The 19,558-nt window shown below is 44.9% G+C and carries 15 protein-coding genes; 2 read left to right on the forward strand and 13 right to left on the reverse strand.

Annotated elements, in window-relative coordinates; all coding sequences use genetic code 11:
• Nucleotides 1-37 precede the first annotated feature (37 nt).
• The 5 genes from J4N40_RS12200 to znuA all read right to left on the reverse strand — a co-directional run bounded on the left by J4N40_RS12200 (nt 38) and on the right by znuA (nt 8,068).
• Entirely contained in the window at nt 38-268 is a 231-nt protein-coding gene (locus tag J4N40_RS12200) for a FeoC-like transcriptional regulator (RefSeq protein WP_005426709.1), read from the reverse strand.
• The gene (gene feoB, locus J4N40_RS12205) at nt 265-2,541 is read right to left on the reverse strand and encodes a Fe(2+) transporter permease subunit FeoB (RefSeq protein WP_104975958.1); all 2,277 of its coding nucleotides are present in this window, start codon (nt 2,539-2,541) and stop codon (nt 265-267) included. The genes J4N40_RS12200 and feoB overlap by 4 nt, the downstream gene beginning before the upstream one ends.
• Complete coding sequence (locus J4N40_RS12210; protein ID WP_005382190.1) at nt 2,541-2,768, reverse strand: FeoA family protein; 228 nt, start codon at nt 2,766-2,768, stop codon at nt 2,541-2,543. Before J4N40_RS12210 ends, feoB begins: the two co-directional genes overlap by 1 nt.
• An 832-nt stretch (nt 2,769-3,600) precedes the next feature.
• Nucleotides 3,601-6,978: an AraC family transcriptional regulator gene (locus tag J4N40_RS12215; RefSeq protein WP_054575218.1), complete on the reverse strand. Its 3,378-nt coding sequence runs from the start codon at nt 6,976-6,978 to the stop codon at nt 3,601-3,603.
• A 202-nt stretch (nt 6,979-7,180) separates the two neighbouring features.
• Complete coding sequence (znuA, locus tag J4N40_RS12220; RefSeq protein ID WP_033906913.1) at nt 7,181-8,068, reverse strand: zinc ABC transporter substrate-binding protein ZnuA; 888 nt, start codon at nt 8,066-8,068, stop codon at nt 7,181-7,183.
• A gap of 78 nt (nt 8,069-8,146) precedes the next feature.
• Between znuA and znuC the strand changes: the two genes are divergently transcribed.
• Both znuC and znuB read left to right on the forward strand, forming a co-directional pair.
• The gene (znuC, locus tag J4N40_RS12225) at nt 8,147-8,935 is read left to right on the forward strand and encodes a zinc ABC transporter ATP-binding protein ZnuC (RefSeq protein ID WP_238765084.1); all 789 of its coding nucleotides are present in this window, start codon (nt 8,147-8,149) and stop codon (nt 8,933-8,935) included.
• On the forward strand, nt 8,928-9,713 hold the full coding sequence (gene znuB, locus J4N40_RS12230; RefSeq protein WP_005382183.1) for a zinc ABC transporter permease subunit ZnuB: 786 nt from the start codon (nt 8,928-8,930) through the stop codon (nt 9,711-9,713). The genes znuC and znuB overlap by 8 nt, the downstream gene beginning before the upstream one ends.
• 119 nt (nt 9,714-9,832) lie before the next feature.
• On the opposite strand, the gene sucD is transcribed toward znuB, so the two are convergent.
• From sucD to sdhC, 8 genes are all read right to left on the reverse strand, one after another.
• Nucleotides 9,833-10,705: a succinate--CoA ligase subunit alpha gene (gene sucD, locus J4N40_RS12235; protein WP_005382181.1), complete on the reverse strand. Its 873-nt coding sequence runs from the start codon at nt 10,703-10,705 to the stop codon at nt 9,833-9,835.
• Nucleotides 10,705-11,871: an ADP-forming succinate--CoA ligase subunit beta gene (gene sucC / locus J4N40_RS12240; protein ID WP_005382179.1), complete on the reverse strand. Its 1,167-nt coding sequence runs from the start codon at nt 11,869-11,871 to the stop codon at nt 10,705-10,707. Before sucC ends, sucD begins: the two co-directional genes overlap by 1 nt.
• 213 nt (nt 11,872-12,084) lie before the next feature.
• Nucleotides 12,085-13,293: a 2-oxoglutarate dehydrogenase complex dihydrolipoyllysine-residue succinyltransferase gene (gene odhB, locus J4N40_RS12245; RefSeq protein ID WP_005382177.1), complete on the reverse strand. Its 1,209-nt coding sequence runs from the start codon at nt 13,291-13,293 to the stop codon at nt 12,085-12,087.
• Between the two features lie 28 nt (nt 13,294-13,321).
• Nucleotides 13,322-16,147 carry a 2-oxoglutarate dehydrogenase E1 component gene (gene sucA, locus J4N40_RS12250; RefSeq protein ID WP_250654266.1) on the reverse strand — a complete coding sequence of 942 codons (2,826 nt, stop codon included), beginning with the start codon at nt 16,145-16,147 and terminating at the stop codon, nt 13,322-13,324.
• Between the two features lie 171 nt (nt 16,148-16,318).
• Nucleotides 16,319-17,029: a succinate dehydrogenase iron-sulfur subunit gene (locus tag J4N40_RS12255; protein WP_005382174.1), complete on the reverse strand. Its 711-nt coding sequence runs from the start codon at nt 17,027-17,029 to the stop codon at nt 16,319-16,321.
• A 15-nt stretch (nt 17,030-17,044) separates the two neighbouring features.
• On the reverse strand, nt 17,045-18,811 hold the full coding sequence (gene sdhA / locus J4N40_RS12260) for a succinate dehydrogenase flavoprotein subunit (RefSeq protein WP_005382172.1): 1,767 nt from the start codon (nt 18,809-18,811) through the stop codon (nt 17,045-17,047).
• Nucleotides 18,812-19,156 (reverse strand): succinate dehydrogenase, hydrophobic membrane anchor protein, encoded by a 345-nt coding sequence (sdhD, locus tag J4N40_RS12265; RefSeq protein ID WP_005382169.1) that lies wholly within the window; start codon nt 19,154-19,156, stop codon nt 18,812-18,814.
• Nucleotides 19,150-19,542: a succinate dehydrogenase cytochrome b556 subunit gene (gene sdhC / locus J4N40_RS12270; RefSeq protein WP_017634811.1), complete on the reverse strand. Its 393-nt coding sequence runs from the start codon at nt 19,540-19,542 to the stop codon at nt 19,150-19,152. Before sdhC ends, sdhD begins: the two co-directional genes overlap by 7 nt.
• Nucleotides 19,543-19,558: the final 16 nt, after the last annotated feature.

The following is a 19,558-nucleotide window of genomic DNA, read 5'->3' on the forward strand; positions in this document are numbered from 1 at the left end:
TACGTGATAATTTTTAGGTGACTAATTTTGATAGTCGCTACATGGTGACTGTCAGAGACAAACCATCTTGTTTAGTCACTGAGTAGCGAACTCGAGTCACGTCATGAGCTTTATTGGTGTCAACTAGGCGGCTAATTTTGCCCTTCTTAATCCACACACTTAACATCGCGTCAGCACCATCTTCACTCATCCCAAACTGTTTAGCCAGATCTGACTGGGAGACGGTTCCTTTGTCTGCAATGTATTGATAAAGCTCTTTTAAAATCATGCTATTTGCGCCTCTAATGCACCGTTTTGTTTCTTACCAACTTGTTTGAACACACGGTATGTGCCAAAGAAGATAGCTACGATCACAGCCATCCAAATACCACTTGTTACTGGGCTATCTGCGAAATGCGTCAATTGGTTGTAGAACGTCGCACATAGGTAAGCCAAGCCCATTGTCCAAACCGCGATAAAGCGTGCGAACTTATGACCAAACTCACGTACGTAAGCACCCATCGCCGCCACACAAGGAGTGTACAGTAGGATAAAGATTAGGTAAGCAAATGCGGCATTGCCAGAAGCAAACTGCGATTTAATGTTACCGAAGATAGAAGCATCGACTTCTTGCTCTTCTGCAACGGCATTTGAGTCAGTTAAGTCACCCACTTCAATGCCTAGTGGATCTGAGTAGCTCAAACCGGCTAAGTTTTCAGGGATACTCATTACTGCCTCTTCTAGGCTGCCCATTAGATCAAATTCTGCGTCTTCACCGTCACTTGGCGTGGTGTATAGACTGTTAAGCGTACCAACTACCGCCTCTTTTGCGAAGATACCGGTAATGATACCAACCGTCGCTGGCCAGTTATCTTCTTGAACACCGATTGGCGCGAATACTGGAGTTACAACTTGCGCAGCTTTAGAAAGCACCGAGTTTTCGCTGTCTTCATTACCAAAACTGCCATCAGTACCCAATGAGTTGAAGAAACTCAGAATAGCAACAACGATAACGATGGTTTTACCTGCACCAAGTACAAAGCGCTTTAGCTTTTGCCAAGTTTTGATCACCACGTTTTGTAGCGTCGGAAGCTCGTAATCTGGCATTTCCATCACTAGGCTATCGCTGCTACCTGGGTAAAGCGTGTGCTTAAGGAAAAGACCTGTGAAGATCGCTGCCACAATACCAAGTAGGTAAAGTGCGAATACAATGTTCTGGCCAGAACCTGGGAAGAATGCCGCAGCGAATAGCGCGTATACAGGCAGACGAGCACCACATGACATAAATGGCGCCATAGATGCAGCCAGTTTACGCTCACGTTCTTGGTCTAGAGTACGAGTCGCCATGATTGATGGTACGTTACAGCCAAAACCAAGAACCAACGGTACAAATGCTTTGCCCGGTAGGCCGATTTTCTGCATGACTTTATCGAGCACGAACGCAGCACGAGCCATGTAACCTGAGCTCTCAAGTACCGCTAGGAACAGGTACAAACACGCGATAACCGGAATGAAGGTTGCAACCGTCTGGATACCACCACCGATACCATCAGCAAGAACCGTCACTAACCACACAGGCAAATGACCGTCTAACAAGTGATGCCCACCATCAACCAACAATGCGCCCACACCAATGTCAAAAAAGTCGATAAATGCACTACCGATGTTAATCGAGAACATAAACATCAGGTACATAACAACAAAGAAGAAAGGAATTCCAATCCACTTGTTCAAAATAAACTGGTCGAGTCTTTCAGTCACACTACGACTTAACTTGCCTTCGCTTCGGCGAACTTTTTTACACTGTTCATGCAGATGCGTGTACTTAGTATCCGCGACATGCAAATCGATATCCAAATCTAACGTCGTAATGACTTCCAAGACTTTGCTTCTATCAATATCAGAAAGACTATTGAGCACCATTGTGTCTTTTTCAAGCGCACGAATCGCTAGTGCACGATGAGCGACGTTTTGGTCGTTAAAAAGTGCGGAAACCGTTTGAATTGCCGACTCCATCTTCTCACCGTAATGCAAAGACAATTCTTTAAGTGGCACTCCTTGAACGATGGATTTATGGAGCTTTTCTCTAAACTCTGCCACTTGAGTTTTATTGGTTGCAGATAAACTGACAACCGGACAACCTAACGTTTTCTCAAGCTCTGCAACGTTAATCATCTGACGTTCACGCTTTAGCGCATCCATCTTGTTGAGGACAACAATCATAGGGCGACCAAGTTCGCGAAGTTGCAGCGTCATATATAAGCTGCGCTCTAAACTTGTAGCATCCACCACGTTAATAATGAGATCAGCAGGATGAGTTAGAACCGCACGCGATGCGATGGATTCATCAATACTATTACTATCATTACCACTGTCTAATGAGTAAATACCCGGAAGGTCAGTGAGCAAAAACTCATCCCCAGCATGCTTGAATTGTCCCGTTTTCTTTTCAACCGTGACGCCTGCCCAGTTACCAACTTGCTGTTTTGCGCCAGTTAAACCATTAAATAGCGTCGTTTTACCACTATTAGGGTTACCTACGGTTAGCACTTGATATTGCATTACACTCGCTCCACTTCAATTTTCTGAGCAATTGTTTCTCGCAATGCGACAGACACACCACGGACTTCGACTTGTAAAGGATCGCCCATTGGCGCACGTCGAATCACTTTGACTTCTGTATTGGGAAGCAGCCCCATTACCATGAGTTTCTTTCTGATATCTGATGAAAGACCATCTAACAACCGAATCGTCACCGTATCGCCAGGATTAATCTCTGATAACTTCATAGTGGCCCTTAAGAGTATTGCTAATGAGAAATATTATTATTTAATAAGTTTAGGTTGCCAATATTACTCCCCTATACCCCTTCAATCCTTGTGTGAAATCAAAGATTCCGTAAATGTTTTCACGCTTTCAAACGTTAACTTCGTAAATTTCCTCTCGTTATTTACGTCAAAATTAACAATTAAAAATGACACCTAACGAAACAAAAATGTCACAAACCAAGATAGAAAACAAAAAATGCAAATTAAAACAGTGGGTTAATTAAAAAACAAAACGTTGTCGCTTTTCTCATATAAACATGGCGTTATTTTTATAAGAAAAATAAGTAACCTCTCGTATAGTTACTCCATCGAGAGGGCAACCTCTCTAATAAATTCCAGAGGTGGCATGGCAACATGTCACTCCGGCAGCAAGCGAAGGTGTCCTTGACACCCGTGGTATAGTCCCCCCGGCTATACCACGATATTTTTTTCACCTCTTTCAAAACTTCTTTACCTTATCCATCTTTTCAACACAGTTTTCGTTTTCACGAATGTCGCATGCCATCACTCCCCCAAATGAACAACGCTCTTTTGATACAGCAATACAACTGTCATTTATTTGTTGCAACTATCAGTAAATCATTCTCTTGAAGCCATTTATGCTTATTGCTATGAACATCGCGACTAACAGATAGAACGTGATCGTGCTTACGTGTTGAGAATGGATTTGTAGGCTAGATGTGATGAAGAAACAATGAAACTCACTGCGTTAGCAACTGCAGCAATAATAGAGCACTGTATGCAGCTCCCCAGCATCTTAACTATTAACTAGGGAGCTTATAATGAAGGTTTTCTAGTTAATTTCTTGGCTTTCTTGAGTCAAAGCAAACTTGGAAGGGGGCAAACCAAAATGTAGCTTAAACTTTTGGCTAAAGTAAGATGGATCATTAAAGCCACAGTTAAAGGCGACTTCACTGATTTTCTCACCCGCCAATAACTTTTCACACGCCGTTTCCAAACGAACCTCTGTGACATAGTCTTTTAACGTTCTTGACGAGGCAGATTTAAAACGTCTCTGCAAAGAGCGTTCAGACATATACAGCATTTTAGCGGCTGACGCAGTGCCAAATTCAGGATCATGGTAATGCTCTGCCACTAATTGATAGACTTTTTGCAACCACTCTTTCTCTGGTGTGACTTGATCTTCTGCAATAGTTACAGGATTGAGTTCTTGCTGCGGTTCATCCAGATAACTCCTTTCCTTCGCAGATGGCCATGTAATCTCGACTTTGTTTTGAGCATCAGAAGAGAAGACAGCCAAATAACCACCACTCGTTGTCACTAGTTGGGCAAGGTGGTCAATACTCAACTCAGAGTGATTTAAGTTAGATGGAAGCCCAGTCGCGACTTTATTAGGTAATTGCGTCCCGTAATCAAGAAAGCTCAATGACACAATATCATGCCCCTCTTCTAGCATAATTCTAACCGTTTGACCTCGGAAAGAGCGCTTGATGATATTGGCAAAAATGCTATTGAAAATAACATCAAGATTAAAGCTTTCCAGAGCAACCCGGCTCTGCTTACTCTCATCTTCTAGCTCTACCAAAATACCCGCTTTTGCAAAGTCATCTTGCCATACATCAACCACTGACTGAGTTATCTGACTCAAGTTGTAGTTCTGACTCCCACCACTTACATCACTTGGAACGCTTTTGAGTTCATTTAACTGCCAATTCGTTTTAGCCAAATGATCCTCCGTCGCAGTATCGAGAGGCATAGGTAGTTTCGCCACAATAAAGTCGACGCTTGATTTTATGGATAGAGCTACATGGTCTACGAGTAGGTTTCTAACTTGAATCTGTTTACGTAATTGCTGGTTGCTCGTAAGCAACACTCTACTTTGATGTCTTAACTGATTCGTTTTGAGAGTCACTTGAGCTGCTAGATCACGGTTAGCCTGTACAACGTAGCGCGAGCGCCAGAATACGAGTACTGCAACGACCGCAATACTAGCTACGACAAAGCCTAAAATAGCAAATCGCGATAGATACCAAGGATGAAGGACGATAAAGTGAGATTCTAAACCAACGACTCCAGCGGCAACTTGAGACTCATTGCTGACCTGCAAGTGATATTCACCGGAACTAAGGTGCTCGAGTGTCAGTTGGCCCCCCTCTAACGTTTGCCATGGGTCATCGTTGTTCAATCGATAGTACAAGTTTTGACTGTCTGGTTTTGGCATCACACCGAATAAAAAACTCAGCGAAGATCCATATGGCAGTGTGAGCCCATTCAGATCGGCACTACCAACTTGCAGAACTTCATTTTCAAGCACAACTTGGCTAACAATAAACTTAGACTCTGGGGGATTAGATACAAGCAGCTTGGATGCTTCTGCTTTTACGAGTCCGTACTTCGACCCCAGAACAAGCTCTCGCTCACCAACTTCTGTCTGCTGTATAACGCTACAAATACCAGGGAGGAACTCATTGTTCATTAAGCCTGATGACGATGAGTAATGTTTCACTAACTCACCCGAAAGGTGGTAATAGCTTAAACCGACAGAGGAAGCTAACCATACACCTTGCCTGTCTCTGATCAAGCAAGCAGGTCTGGCGTTGGGCTCACTCATTTCAACAACACGTTTTTCATCGCTTCGTGTATCAGTTTTAAACACACCATAAGATGAAGCAAACCACTGGCTGCCATCAACCGCCGTGGTCATGTCTAATGATTCACCAAACTTTTCTGAAAAACGGATAAACTGGATGTTGTCATTACTGTATTGGTATACGCCATGATCGGTGCCTATTAATAGGGCATCTTCAGTATCATATAGGCGCGTAACCTTAGCAGGCAAATACTGACTTACTAGCCACTCACTTCCAAAGTTTCGTACGCTTCGTGCAGCAGTATCAACATTGTAAAGATGGTATCCGCTTGATACCCAAAGACGGTCATCACCATCAACGGTCACATGCTCTACGGCATGTCCGGCCATAACCTGTAAATAAGGATATGTAATCTTGTTGAGACCATTTAGCTCAAATATTTCCAGCCCTTTTGAGGTCGCAAGCCAAAGCATACCGTTTTGAAACGCAAATTCATTGATCTGCGACTCCAACTCTAAGACTTGGTTAATCCCACTCTTTCCTGAACGATAAATCTTTCGGTCATCAGCAAACCAAAGCGCACCATCAGGACCTTCAATAGTTTGCCGAATTCGTCCTGATAGGGTGTGTGAGTCATAACTACTAAAGGTCACTCGTTCAAATTTTTTACTAAATAGCGAGTAATAACGAATACCTTGGTTAGTCGCAATCCACATCCCTCCCATATTGTCGCTCAACAACGAATAAATCTTCGTGTTATCTAACTCTAACTCAAGAAAACTTGCAGGCGCGACTTCGGTGACCTCACCTGAAAAAAATGAGTACAAATAAAGACCATGCTCGGTCCCCACCCAATACTCTTGATTTGTCTCTGCGAATGTCAAAACATGTGAGCCGCCAATTCTAATCACTTCTTTATCAGGCTGGTAAATGTTGAAAATTAAAGCGCCACGCAATGTACCTATCAGAATTTCTCTTCGCGTGTGTGAATAATAGACTTTCTCAATGTAGTTTTGACCTGAGGCAGCGACATGGTCAAACTTATCACCTTCAGAAAGATAGAAGCCGGAAGTCGTTGCTAGTGCCCACTTGGTTTCAACTAGCACCGCATCATTAATGTAAACGTAGCTATTATTACTATGTTGATAGAGCTGCAATAGAGAGAAAGAGTTTAACTCGCTAGTGTCGATATTGTAGGTATAGAAATGCGCGCCATCACTCACCCAAATATAGTTCTTTGAAGACCCTATTTTTCTTATTTGTGAGCCTGGATTTAAACTAAAGACTAAACGTCGTTCCTGATTTGGATAGGTTCGATAGACCTCATTTTCAATAAAGGTCCAAAAAGCACCTTTATGATAAGCCAACTGCTTAGCCGACGTTTGTAGGAAGCTACCTGATTTAGGCAATATAGTTTGACCATCGTAAAACAGGACTCTCCCGTGTACGTCATGAATCCACAAACCGCCCTTTTCACCCAAGAACAACTTTTTAGCCGCGATAAAAGTACCCTTTGCCTGAGTTGGCAAAGGGTAAAAGATTGCATTTGCATTATGAAGCGCAAATGCTTGGTAGGATAAGACAAAGCCCAACAGAGCAAGGGCTAATTGGCGTAGCAAGACGAAAACCTTTTGTATCAATTTGTGCTCTGAAAGTGACCGTTCATCGTTTGTAAAACATGGATTGATACGGTTATTTTGAGCTGATAATTATTGGTAATGATATCTCAATTACTTTCTGAGAAAAGGCTCGCCTTACCAAAGGTTGTAATTCTTACTACTGGATCACGTTAAAAAGACTACTCCTACATTACGACAGCACTTAATCTGACTTTTTGTTCAAGCATTGCTCAAAACTATTCGCCATATTGTTGAGAAAAGTAAAGTAACTGCCAGGTTTTGCTTCAATTGTACTCCCTAACGGGTCAAGCTCGCCTTTAGCGACATCACTGCCTCTCATTACGCTCTGAACGACAGCCGGGGTAAACTGAGGTTCAGAAAATACACAAGCCACATCTCCACCACTTAGCTTTTGACGAATTTGAATTAAGGTCTTCGCTCCTGGCTTGCGTTCTGGGCTCACAGTAAAATGCCCCATTTGATTTAGTTCATAACGATCTTCGAAATAACCGTAAGCATCATGGAATACAAAGTAACCTTTGTTTTTTACTGGTGCCAGCTTCTGCTTTATCTGTTGGTCAGTGTCTTTTAGCTCGAGTTCAAACTTTTTGAGGTTCGCTTGATATTGAGCTGCATTTTCCGGATCAAGTGATACAAGTTGATTCACAACAGCCTTGGCCACTTGTTGTGCTTGGCTTACACCTAGCCAAAAGTGCGGATCATGTGAGCCATGATCGTGCCCATCATGGTCATGGTTGTGCTCACTATCAAATTCACGCAATTCTAGATTTGGAATTTGACTAATAGTCAAAGTATTCGATCTATCCGAAACAACTTTCTCTAGAAACGGTTCAAGATCATGTCCGTACCAGATAACCAAATCAGCCGAAGCGACCTTTTTAACATCCGATGGACGCAAAGCATAGTCATGGGGTGATGTGTTAGACTGCAATAGCACGTCTGGTGAAGTTACTCCTTGAGTAAGCTCTGTTACTAACAACTGAATAGGTTTGATACTCGTCAGTACCGTTACCGCCTGTGCTGGCAGTGTTAACATTGCTGAGGCAGCAAGAATTAATGCTCTTTTCATAGTTTTACTTGGGATATGGCGTGGAAAGTGAGATAATGTTACATTATAACATTATTGATTTGCAAATGAGTTTCATTCATGTCTTCCTTAGTCCATCTTGAGCAGTTATGCGTCGAGTTCGATGGCCGCAGAGTTCTCGATAACATTAGTATGGAATTAGAAAAGGGCAAAATAACTACCCTAATTGGTCCCAATGGAGCGGGAAAATCAACGTTAGTCAAAGTTATCTTAGGTCTTCAAAAGCCGACTAGCGGCAAGTTGAACCGACAAAGAAAACTGAAAATTGGTTACGTTCCTCAAAAGTTGAAGCTCAATGACTCCCTTCCATTGAATGTAACCCGCTTCCTAAATTTAGCAGGAAAATGCAGTAAGCAGGAGTGCATTGATGCATTAAGGCTTGTTGGCGCTGAACATTTACTTAATAGTAATATGCATCGCTTATCCGGTGGTGAAAACCAACGAGTGTTACTGGCGCGCGCTCTGCTTCAGCGTCCTCAGCTATTAGTATTAGACGAACCAGCTCAGGGGGTGGATATCCAAGGTCAAATCGATCTCTATGACTTAATTGAGAGCATTCGTCACCGCTTTGATTGTGGCGTATTTATGGTATCGCATGACTTACATTTAGTGATGGCGAAAACGGACGATGTTATTTGTCTGCATCACCATGTTTGCTGCTCAGGTTCACCTGCCACTATTACTCAGCACCCTTCTTACATCGCGCTATTTGGCAATGCAGCGAGAGAATCTCTCGCGTTTTATCATCACGACCATGAGCACCATCATCACGATTTATCCGGAACGCCAGTAAGCGGTGATGCGACATCATGCTCCCACCATAAACACGGACATCACCATCATGATTGAGTTTCTCCTACCTTCTATTCTTGCTGGTATTGGTATCGCGATCATTGCCGGTCCACTTGGGTCATTTGTCGTTTGGCGTAAAATGGCTTACTTCGGAGATACCCTAGCTCATGCATCGTTAATGGGCCTAGCGCTGGGCTTCTTGCTCAACGTAAATCTCTACCTTGCGCTACTCGTCTGCTGTTTAGCTCTGGCCGTTTTGCTTGTCACTCTGCAAAAGCAACAACTTGTGGCTACAGACACGTTGTTAGGTATCTTGGCACACAGTGCACTCTCTATCGGTTTAGTATCGGTTAGCTTTTTGGAAAACGTGCGCGTCGATTTAATGAGCTACCTATTTGGGGACTTACTTGCCGTCTCTCCACAAGATCTGATGTTTATTTACGCAGGTGTTGTTGCGGTAAGCGCGTGTTTGTACGTCTTCTGGCGCCCACTGCTTTCTAGCACTGTTAGTGAAGAACTTGCCGCTGTTGAGGGCGTGAATACAGACTTAGTTAGATTGGTGTTAATGCTAATGGTGGGTGTAGTAATCGCAGTAGGTATGAAGTTCGTTGGCGCGTTGATCATGACTTCGCTCCTAATTATCCCAGCAGCAACAGCACGTAAAGTCTCTTCATCACCAGAGCAAATGGCATTGTTCGCATCCATTATTGGCTCAGTGGCAGTACTGATGGGGCTTAGCCTATCATGGCACTTCGATACACCGGCCGGCCCTTCCGTAGTGATCAGCGCAACATCCTTATTTATGCTGAGCCAGCTGATTAAAAGCAAAGCATAATCGCATTGAGTATTAAACGCGAAAGACCTTGCTAACAACAAACATAAACCCACGGAAACGGAAAAAGAAAAGCCTGCGAAATCGCAGGCTTTTTAATACTTATTAAGTAGTGTGGTCGATTACCAACCCGTCACTTCACGTAGACCTTGGCCAATCTCTGCTAGAGATTTCACAGTTTTAACGCCAGCCGCTTCTAGTGCAGCAAATTTGTCTTCAGCAGTACCTTTACCACCAGAGATAATCGCACCAGCATGGCCCATACGCTTACCAGGAGGTGCAGTTACACCAGCAATGTAAGAAACCACTGGCTTCGTTACATTTTCTTTAATGTATGCTGCTGCTTCTTCTTCTGCAGTACCACCGATCTCACCGATCATAACGATCGCTTCTGTCTCAGGGTCTTCTTGGAACAGTTTTAGGATATCAATGAAGTTTGAACCCGGGATTGGGTCACCACCGATACCAACACAAGTAGACTGGCCGAAACCTTCGTCAGTGGTTTGTTTAACTGCTTCGTAAGTTAGAGTACCGCTACGAGATACGATACCTACTTTACCTTTCTTGTGAATGTGACCAGGCATGATACCGATCTTACACTCATCAGGAGTGATAACACCCGGACAGTTAGGACCGATCATGCGAACGCCAGTTTCTTCTAGCTTCACTTTCACGTCGATCATATCTGTTGTAGGGATACCTTCAGTAATCGTTACGATTAGCTCGATACCCGCGTCAATCGCTTCTAGGATTGCATCTTTACAGAAAGGTGCTGGTACGTAGATGACTGTCGCTGTTGCACCAGTCGCTTCTACTGCTTCACGAACTGTGTTGAATACAGGAAGACCTAGGTGAGTTTGGCCACCTTTACCTGGAGACACACCGCCAACCATTTGCGTACCGTATGCGATAGCTTGCTCTGAGTGGAAAGTACCTTGACCACCAGTGAACCCCTGACAGATTACTTTAGTGTCTTTGTTAATTAATACAGACATTATTTAGCCTCCGCAGCAGCAACAACTTTCTGAGCAGCATCAGTTAGCGACTCAGCAGCAATGATATCAACATCAGAATTAGCAAGAACTTCGCGACCTAGGTCAGCGTTAGTACCTTCAAGACGAACAACAACAGGTACGCTTACGCCTACCTCTTTAACCGCACCGATAATACCTTCTGCGATCATGTCACAACGTACAATACCACCGAAGATGTTAACAAGTACCGCTTTCACATTGTCATCAGATAGGATGATCTTGAATGCTTCAGCAACACGCTCTTTCGTCGCGCCGCCACCTACATCTAAGAAGTTAGCTGGTTTGCCGCCGTGTAGGTTTACGATATCCATCGTACCCATTGCTAGGCCTGCACCGTTAACCATACAGCCAACGTTACCGTCTAGTGCTACGTAGTTCAGCTCCCACTGAGCTGCGTGTGCTTCACGCTCATCTTCTTGTGAAGGATCGTGCATTTCACGAAGCTTAGGCTGACGATACAGTGCGTTTGAGTCGATGTTGATCTTACCGTCAAGACATAGCAAGTTGCCTTCGCCAGTAATCACAAGTGGGTTGATCTCTAGCAGAGCAAGATCGTACTGAGAAAACATAGTGCCAAGACCCATAAAGATCTTAACGAATTGTTTGATTTGGTCGCCTTCAAGACCAAGTTTGAACGCTAGCTCACGACCTTGGTAAGCTTGTGGACCTACTAGTGGGTCAATTGCTGCTTTGTGGATGAGTTCCGGCGTTTCTTCCGCAACTTTTTCAATTTCCACACCACCTTCGGTAGAAGCCATGAAAACGATCTTACGGCTAGCACGGTCAACTACCGCACCTAGGTATAGTTCGTTCGCAATATTTGAAGCTTCTTCAACAAGGATTTTTGTTACTGGCTGACCGTTAGCGTCAGTTTGGTAAGTCACTAGGTTTTTACCTAACCACTTCTGTGCAAACTCTTTAACGCCTTCTTTTGTATCGTGTAGCTCTACGCCACCCGCTTTACCACGGCCACCAGCGTGAACCTGACATTTAACTACTTTCTTGGCTGTACTAATACGGCCTGCGGCTTCAAAAGCTTCTTGTGGTGTATCACACGCGTAGCCTTCTGGCACAGGCAAACCGAATTCTGCAAACAGCTGTTTGGCTTGGTATTCATGCAAATTCATTTCGATATTCCGTTTGTTTTTCCCTTAAGGGATTTATTATTTCCATAACGCTGCAGTCTTGGCTGCTTGTACGTCTGTAGGGTCTTCTCAAATCAATCCTTCATCATGAGTTCTCATACTGAAGGATTCAAATGAAGGCCAAACGTTGAGCTAGTCTAGCCATTGAAATTTTTAACGTCTAGCTACCTACGATAACTAGACGTTTTAGCGATATTAAACGTCTAATAGGAGACGTGCTGGGTCCTCTAGTAACTCTTTAATCGTTACTAGGAAGCCAACTGATTCACGACCATCAATTAGGCGGTGATCGTAAGATAACGCTAGGTACATCATCGGCAAGATTTCAACTTTGCCATCCACTGCCATCGGACGCTCTTGGATCTTATGCATACCAAGAATCGCTGATTGAGGTGGGTTGATGATTGGTGTAGACATTAGTGAACCGAACACACCACCGTTTGTGATAGTGAAGTTACCGCCCATTAGCTCGTCTACCGTTAGCTTGCCATCACGACCTTTAATAGCCAGCTCTTTGATGCCTTTTTCAACATCAGCGAAACCAAGCTTGTCACAGTCTTTTAGGACAGGTGTAACTAGACCACGTGGAGTTGATACCGCCATGCTAATGTCGAAGTAGTTGTGGTAAACAATGTCATCGCCATCAATCGAAGCATTTACTTCTGGGTAACGCTTAAGCGCTTCTGTTACTGCTTTCACGTAGAAAGACATGAAGCCCAAACGAATACCGTGACGCTCTTCGAACTGATCTTTGTACTGCTTACGAAGGTCCATGATTGGTTTCATGTTCACTTCGTTAAACGTCGTTAGCATTGCCGTGTTGTTCTTCGCTTCTAGCAGACGGTTAGCGACTGTCTTACGAAGGCGAGTCATTGGAACACGCTTCTGACTGCGAGCCGCTGCCGGCACGTCAACCACTGCTGGCGAGTCTTCTTTTGACGCAGATTTAGCGTTCGCAAGATGCGCTTCAATATCTTCACGCGTAATACGACCACCAACACCAGTGCCTTTCACTTGGCTTGCTTCTAAGCCATGTTCAGCCAACAAACGGCGCACTGCTGGGCTTAATGCGTCATTACTTTCTTCGCTAAGCGCAGCTTTGTGACGCTTATCAGGAGATGCTTCAGTACCTTCTGTTTTGTCTGCAGTTGGTTCACCTGCAACTGCGCCTGGCTTCAATTTAGCAATGATTTGTTTAGAAAGTACTGTCGCACCTTCTGCTTCAACAATAGCTTCTAAAACGCCAGCTTCCGGAGCTGGAACTTCTAGCACAACTTTGTCTGTTTCGATGTCAACCAAAACCTCGTCACGCTCTACTGCGTCGCCTGGTTGTTTGTGCCATGTCGCTACGGTTGCATCAGCAACTGATTCAGGTAAATCTGGAACCAGAATTTCAATTGTCATATCTGTTTCTTCCTTTAACTTCTAATTCTTAATTCGAAGTTTTTGAGTTCACGTTCAGAGCGTCTTCAACCAACGCTTTTTGTTGTTTCAAGTGCACCGACATGTAGCCAACTGCTGGCGAAGCAGAAGCTGGGCGACCTGCGTATTTAAGATTTGCACCTGCAGGAATAGCGGCACGGAAGTTATGTTGGCTACAGTACCAAGCACCTTGGTTCTGAGGTTCTTCCTGACACCACACGAAGTCTTCAACGTTAGTGTATTGAGCAATTGCTGCTTGTACTTCTTCCATTGGGAATGGGTAAAGCTGTTCAATACGCACGATAGCAACATCGTCTTGCTCGTTGTTACGGCGCTGCTCTAGTAGGTCAAAGTAAACCTTACCAGCACAGAACACGACACGTTTCACTTTGCTTGGTTCTAAATCATCTACTTCTGGAATTGCAGATTGGAATGTACCATCCGCCAAGTCTTCAATCGTTGAAGTACATAGAGGGTGGCGCAGCAAAGATTTCGGCGACATAACAATGAGAGGTCGACGCATTGGGCGTACAACCTGACGACGAATCATGTGGTACACCTGAGCCGGTGTTGAAGGAACCACAACCTGCATATTTTGCTCAGCACAAAGCTGAAGGTAACGCTCTAAACGTGCAGATGAGTGCTCAGGGCCTTGACCTTCATAACCATGAGGTAGAAGCATAGTAAGACCGCACAAACGCGCCCACTTTTGCTCGCCTGACGAGATAAACTGGTCGATAACAACTTGTGCACCGTTGGCAAAATCACCAAACTGTGCTTCCCAGATAGTTAAACCACCTGGTTCGGCTGTTGCGTAACCGTATTCAAACGCCAACACAGCTTCTTCTGACAATACTGAGTCAAAGACTTGGAATGGCCCTTGGTTGTCATGAATATTCGCTAATGGAATGTAAGTGCTTGCATCGGTTTGGTTATGAAGAACCGAGTGACGGTGGAAGAAAGTACCACGACCCGAGTCCTGACCAGAAAGACGAATACGCTTGCCATCGTCAACCAATGTAGCATACGCCAATGTTTCAGCCATACCCCAGTCAATGGCTTTTTCACCGGTCATCATTGCTAGACGATCGTTGTATAGCTTATTAACACGGCTTTGCAGTTTATGGCTTTCTGGGTACTGACACAGACGATTGCCTAGCTCAACAAGGCGTGTCTTGTCGTATTTTGAATCCCACTCCATATCCCATTCATGCCCTAAGTAAGGGGACCAGTCTACAGAGTGCAACGCCATTGGACGCCATTCTTTAACAACCACTTCACCGCGATCTAATGCATCGCGATACTCATTGACTAACTGAGTCGCCGTCTCGATATCTGACTCATTTTTATCGATCAGAACATCTGCATACAATTTGCGTGGTGTAGGATGCTTTTTGATTTTCTGGTACATCAAAGGCTGAGTCGCATTTGGCTCATCTGCCTCATTGTGACCGTGGCGACGGTAACACACAAGATCGATCACGACATCGCGCTTGAACTCGTTACGGTAATCCAATGCAATGCGAGTAACAAAAGCAACTGCTTCTGGGTCATCGGCATTTACATGGAAAATTGGCGCCTGCACCATCTTCGCGATATCGGTACAGTACATCGTAGAACGCGTGTCACGAGGATTAGACGTCGTAAAGCCTACTTGGTTGTTGATGACGATACGTACCGTACCACCAACTTGGAACCCACGAGCAAGAGACATGTTGAACGTTTCGGCAACCACACCCTGACCAGCGATTGCAGAATCACCGTGGATGGTGATAGGAAGCACTTTGCTACCTTGATTATCACCCAAGCGATCTTGACGTGCTCGAACTGAGCCCATGACTACTGGGTTTACGATTTCTAGGTGCGACGGGTTAAATGCAAGTGCTAAGTGAACATCACCGCCAGGAGTCGCAAAATCAGCAGAGAAACCTTGGTGATATTTCACATCACCCGTACCCCAAGTTTCGTCGTGTTTACCGGCGAACTCATCAAACAGGTCTTGAGGTTTCTTACCAAGTACGTTCACCAGCATGTTCAAACGACCGCGGTGAGCCATACCGATAACCACTTCACGCATTCCACTTGTACCCGCATGACGGATCAACTCTTTCGTCATCGGAATCAACGCATCACCACCTTCTAAAGAGAAACGTTTTGCACCTGGGAATTTCGCTCCGAGGTAACGCTCCAAACCTTCAGCGGCTGTTAGCTCTTCTAGGAATGTGCGCTTCTCATCTTTGTTGAATGATGGCTGGCCTACGACAGACTCAAGGCGTTGCTGAATCCAACGCTTTTGCTCTGTGTCAGTCATGTGCATGTATTCAGCACCGATGGAACCGCAATAAGTTTTGTTGAGGGCTTCATAGATATCTTTCAACTTCATGGTTTCTTGCCCAACAGCAAAAGAACCTACGTTGAAAGTTTCTTCGAAGTCATCTTCGGTAAGATTATGAAAAGCAGGGTCTAACTCCGCCACGGTTGGGCGTTGCCATAGACCTAGTGGGTCTAATTCTGCAGCTTCATGCCCGCGGAAACGGTATGCGTTGATTAGCTGTAGAACTTTTACTTGTTTTGCATCGACATCTGGGTCACTAACTTGGACATTGTAATGCTTTGTTTCTCTAGCGAGTCGTCGGAAGTAGTCACGGACACGTGAATGTGGTTGTTCTGCCACTTCTTCTGATGGCTTAGGCAAGCCTTCAAAAACACGTTTCCACTCCTCACTTACCAGATCGGGATCACTTAGATACAGTTCGTAGAGGTCCTCTACATACGTTGCATTGGCGCCAGCCAAGTGTGAAGACTCGAGCCATGCCTTCATCACGCCGTTGTGCATATTTTCCCTTAACCAGTAGTTTTCACGTTTGCTTCGGTCTTTGCCGAGCTATAAGAGCCGACTAAAAATACGGTCGGCAATTTTTGTATTCTTTACTCGAATATTACTGAAGCAGTGAAGCGGTCATATCGGGTGATCCGCAACACTGCGACATTCCTAAGAGCGAGTAAATTAAACCGAACGATTAACCAACATCGACTTAATGTGACCGATGGCTTTCGTCGGATTTAATCCCTTAGGACAAACACTTACACAATTCATGATGCCATGGCAACGAAAAACGCTAAATGCATCATCAAGATCAGACAAACGTTCATCTGTTGCCGTATCGCGGCTATCAATTAGCCAACGGTACGCTGCGAGAAGACCAGCTGGGCCGATGAATTTATCAGGGTTCCACCAGAATGATGGGCAAGACGTTGTACAACATGCACACATGATACATTCGTACAATCCATCTAAATGCGCACGGTCATCAGGCGATTGTAGATTCTCACGTGATGGTGGTAATGCACCATCATCAATCAAGAATGGTTTAACTTTCGCATAGTTATCATAGAACTGCGTCATGTCAACGATAAGATCGCGCACGACAGGTAACCCTGGTAGTGGACGAATAACTATCTTATCGCCTTGTAGAGCAGATAACGGTGTGATACACGCTAGGCCGTTTTTACCATTCATATTCAAACCATCAGAACCACATACCCCTTCACGGCATGAGCGACGGAACGCGATGCTTGGATCTTGCTCTTTTAGCAGAATCAATGCATCAAGCACCATCATGTCTGAGCCTTCGTCTACCTCAAGGGTATACTCTTTCATGTAAGGCTTAGTATCCACATCCGGATTGTAACGGTATAAAGAGAAGTTTAATTTCATAGTCGTATCCTCCCTTTAGTATGTACGTACTTTCGGCGGGAAAGCTTCACGATGCGTTGGCGTCATGTTCACATCACGCTTAGTCATCGCTTCTGTTTCCGGATTGTAGATAGAGTGGCATAGCCAGTTCTCATCATCACGCTCAGGGAAATCGAAACGAGCATGTGCGCCACGACTCTCTGTACGGTAGTTCGCTGCAACGGCAGTTGAAAACGCGGTTTCCATCAGGTTATCAAGTTCTAGACACTCGATACGCTGCGTGTTGAACTCTGAAGACTTGTCCGCTAGATGCGCGTCTTTCAAACGTTCGCGAATCACTTTCAACTCTTCTAGACCGGTTGCCATCGCATCGCCTTCACGGAATACCGAGAAGCTGTTTTGCATGCATGCTTGTAGGTCTTTACGAATCTGAACTGGATCTTCACCACCAGTGCTGTTTTCCCAACGCATAGTACGCGCTAGAGACGCTTCAATATCAGATTCTGTTGCAGGACGAGCTTCCGCTTGCGCTGCTAGCGTTTCGCCAAGGTGCAAGCCAGTAGCACGACCAAAGACGACCAAGTCTAGTAATGAGTTGCCGCCCAGACGGTTAGCACCGTGTACCGATACAGAAGCAATCTCACCACATGCGTAAAGGCCTTGTACTTCCATCTCGCTACCGTCGGCCTTCTGCTTAATTGCTTGGCCAGAGACTTGAGTAGGTACACCACCCATCATGTAGTGACAAGTTGGAATTACTGGAATTGGCTCTTTCACTGGGTCAACGTGTGCAAATGTACGAGACAGTTCACAGATACCTGGTAGACGTGATTCAAGTACTTCTTTACCAAGGTGATCAAGTTTCAACTTGATATGTGGCCCCCAAGGACCATCACAGCCGCGGCCTTCACGAATTTCAATCATCATTGAACGAGCAACCACGTCACGACCAGCAAGGTCTTTCGCGTTTGGTGCGTAGCGCTCCATGAAGCGTTCACCATCTTTATTTAGAAGGTAACCACCTTCACCACGACAACCTTCCGTCACTAGAACACCCGCGCCAGCAATACCTGTTGGGTGGAACTGCCACATTTCCATGTCTTGCATTGGAACGCCTGCGCGAAGTGCCATACCAACGCCATCACCCGTGTTGATGTGCGCGTTAGTGGTCGATGCGTAAATACGACCTGCACCACCTGTAGCTAGAATGGTTGCTTTTGATTTGAAGTAACAGATTTCACCCGTTTCCATACAAATCGCAGTACAACCCATGATTGCGCCGTCTTGGTTTTTCACAAGATCCAAAGCGTACCACTCCGAGAAGATGGTTGTTTTGTGTTTTACGTTTTGCTGGTAAAGCGTGTGAAGAAGTGCGTGACCAGTACGGTCTGCAGCAGCGGCTGTACGAGCAGCCTGCTCACCACCAAACTCTTTAGATTGACCACCGAATGGACGTTGGTAGATGGTACCGTTATCGAAACGAGAGAATGGAAGACCCATTTTTTCAAGCTCGATAACTGACTCAGGACCATTTTTACACATGTATTCAATCGCGTTCTGGTCACCGATGTAGTCGGAACCTTTAACGGTATCGTACATGTGCCATTGCCAATCGTCTTTGTGCGAGTTACCCAGAGCAACGGTAATGCCGCCCTGTGCAGACACAGTATGAGAACGTGTTGGAAATACTTTTGACAACAAAGCACATGATAGGCCTTGCTCTGAAATTTGTAGTGCAGCGCGCATACCTGCACCACCAGCGCCGATTACTACGGCATCAAACTCACGAACTGGAATAGACACTTACGCACCCCACAGAATAAATAGACCAGAGAAGACATAGCCGAATAGCACGGCAATAACACCAAGTTGTAGTGCGCCACGTAGTTTCGCGCACTTAATGTAATCAGTTAATACTTGCCACAAACCAACCCAAGCGTGAATCAGGATCGAGACAAGTGCCAACATGGTGAATACTTTAGTGAAGGTACCACCAAAGAATTGGGTCCAAGATGCGTAAGAGATATCTGAAAATGCACAGAAGCTAATCAGATAAATCGTGTATAGCGTCATAATGATTGCAGTTGCACGAATTAGTAGGAAATCGTGTACACCATTACGACCAAATGAAGATACGTGTTTTACCATACCAAGATCCCCGCCAATAATGATAATACTGCTGTTGCACCAAACGCGACTTTAGCGCTCATCGTGCCTGAATCTAGTTCTTCAAAGTGACCTAGATCCATCAATAAGTGACGGATACCACCTGCGATGTGGTAGGCAAGTGCAGTAAGAATTCCCCACAGGATGAATTTTACGAAGAAGCTATCGACGATGTCAGCGGCTTCCATAAAACCCATTGGGGATGACAGAGAAATGGATAGTAACCACAGTAATATACCCACCGCAACAAACGTAATTACCCCAGACACACGGTGTAGGATGGATGCGATTGCTGTGATAGGAAAGTGGATGGTCTGTAAATCTAAATTAACAGGTCTTGACTTTCTTTCTTTCACGGGCTTGCTCACTCAGCTCCATTGAGCA

It is taken from the genome of Vibrio sp. SCSIO 43097 (assembly GCF_023650755.1).
GTDB classification, from domain to species: domain Bacteria; phylum Pseudomonadota; class Gammaproteobacteria; order Enterobacterales; family Vibrionaceae; genus Vibrio; species Vibrio alginolyticus.

Excerpts from the sequence above, each read along its gene's own strand:
- J4N40_RS12200 (WP_005426709.1), bottom strand. The coding sequence starts at position 268 with ATGATTTTAAAAGAGCTTTATCAATACATTGCAGACAAAGGAACCGTC.
- feoB (WP_104975958.1), bottom strand. The coding sequence starts at position 2,541 with ATGCAATATCAAGTGCTAACCGTAGGTAACCCTAATAGTGGTAAAACG.
- J4N40_RS12210 (WP_005382190.1), bottom strand. The coding sequence starts at position 2,768 with ATGAAGTTATCAGAGATTAATCCTGGCGATACGGTGACGATTCGGTTG.
- znuA (WP_033906913.1), bottom strand. The coding sequence starts at position 8,068 with ATGAAAAGAGCATTAATTCTTGCTGCCTCAGCAATGTTAACACTGCCA.
- znuC (WP_238765084.1), top strand. The coding sequence starts at position 8,147 with ATGTCTTCCTTAGTCCATCTTGAGCAGTTATGCGTCGAGTTCGATGGC.
- znuB (WP_005382183.1), top strand. The coding sequence starts at position 8,928 with ATGATTGAGTTTCTCCTACCTTCTATTCTTGCTGGTATTGGTATCGCG.
- sucD (WP_005382181.1), bottom strand. The coding sequence starts at position 10,705 with ATGTCTGTATTAATTAACAAAGACACTAAAGTAATCTGTCAGGGGTTC.
- sucC (WP_005382179.1), bottom strand. The coding sequence starts at position 11,871 with ATGAATTTGCATGAATACCAAGCCAAACAGCTGTTTGCAGAATTCGGT.
- odhB (WP_005382177.1), bottom strand. The coding sequence starts at position 13,293 with ATGACAATTGAAATTCTGGTTCCAGATTTACCTGAATCAGTTGCTGAT.
- sucA (WP_250654266.1), bottom strand. The coding sequence starts at position 16,147 with ATGCACAACGGCGTGATGAAGGCATGGCTCGAGTCTTCACACTTGGCT.
- J4N40_RS12255 (WP_005382174.1), bottom strand. The coding sequence starts at position 17,029 with ATGAAATTAAACTTCTCTTTATACCGTTACAATCCGGATGTGGATACT.
- sdhD (WP_005382169.1), bottom strand. The coding sequence starts at position 19,156 with ATGGTAAAACACGTATCTTCATTTGGTCGTAATGGTGTACACGATTTC.